The organism is Kribbella antibiotica (genome assembly GCF_004349055.1).
In the GTDB taxonomy this organism is placed as follows: Bacteria; Actinomycetota; Actinomycetes; order Propionibacteriales; family Kribbellaceae; genus Kribbella; species Kribbella antibiotica.
The window spans coordinates 1-809 of sequence record NZ_SMKX01000328.1 but is presented as its reverse complement, the minus strand read 5'-3'; the positions used below and the strand labels follow the sequence as shown (position 1 = coordinate 809).

Genomic DNA, 809 nt, shown 5'->3' with positions numbered 1-809 from the left:
ACGGCGGGGTGGTTGGTGGTGCGGTTGACGCGGGGGTTTGTGGTTGAGGCGATGCCGGATTGTTCGGGGCCGGTTGAGGCGTGGCGGGTCTTCAGACGTAGCGGCGGGAAGCACCTCGTGTATCCGGCGGAGGTTCTGTAGACGATGAGTGTCCTTGTGCATGCGGAGCCGGTACGGCGAAGTGCGGCGGACTGGATCGCGCGGATTGCGCTGGAGCCGTTCGGGTTCGACGGGCAGTGGGAGCAGGTGTGGCTTCGGCGGCGGGAGGGGGATCTCGCCGAGCTCTGCTGTATTCCGCTGCTGGCCTATGGAGTTGCGCTGGGGGATGTCGTGCGGCTTTCGGGGGATGGGTCGACGGTCCTGGGAGTGGTCGAGCGGTCGGGGCGGCATGTTTTCCGGGCGTTGCTGACAGTGGAGCGCACGGAAGAGGTCGCGGAAATCAGGGCTGAGATCGAGGCGATGTGTGCGAGGGCCGGGCTGCTGCTGGAGTGGACGGATGGTCGCTTCGTGGGGATCGACATCCCGCCCGATGCCGATGTGAGTGGCTTGGCGGGGTTGGTAGAGGCTCGGCGGTTGGAGTGGGAATGGAGCAGCACCCTGCCGTTTGAGGCCCCGCGACTACGACGGTGGTGGAGGCGGCGGTGAAACTGGGGTCGGCGGGTCGGATACGCTGGGGCGGTTATGGCTGCCGCTAATTTGGTCAACCTGGAAGCTGTGTCCAAGGGCTTCGGGACTCGTGTATTGCTGGATGCCGTCAGCCTGGGGGTGGGGCGGGGCGACCGGATTGGTGCTGTCTCTTATACACCTCT

Annotated in this window: 1 protein-coding gene; it reads left to right on the top strand. The window is 65.6% G+C overall.

Going from position 1 to position 809, the window contains the following annotated elements; genetic code table 11:
• Positions 1-144 precede the first annotated feature (144 nt).
• Positions 145-645, top strand: coding sequence for a DUF4265 domain-containing protein (locus tag E1263_RS42475; protein ID WP_132178163.1), 501 nt, complete (start codon positions 145-147; stop codon positions 643-645).
• The last annotated feature ends 164 nt before the right edge of the window (positions 646-809 follow it).

What these genes read in the sequence shown, in the direction of transcription:
- E1263_RS42475 (WP_132178163.1), top strand. Translation starts at nt 145, where the DNA reads ATGAGTGTCCTTGTGCATGCGGAGCCGGTACGGCGAAGTGCGGCGGAC.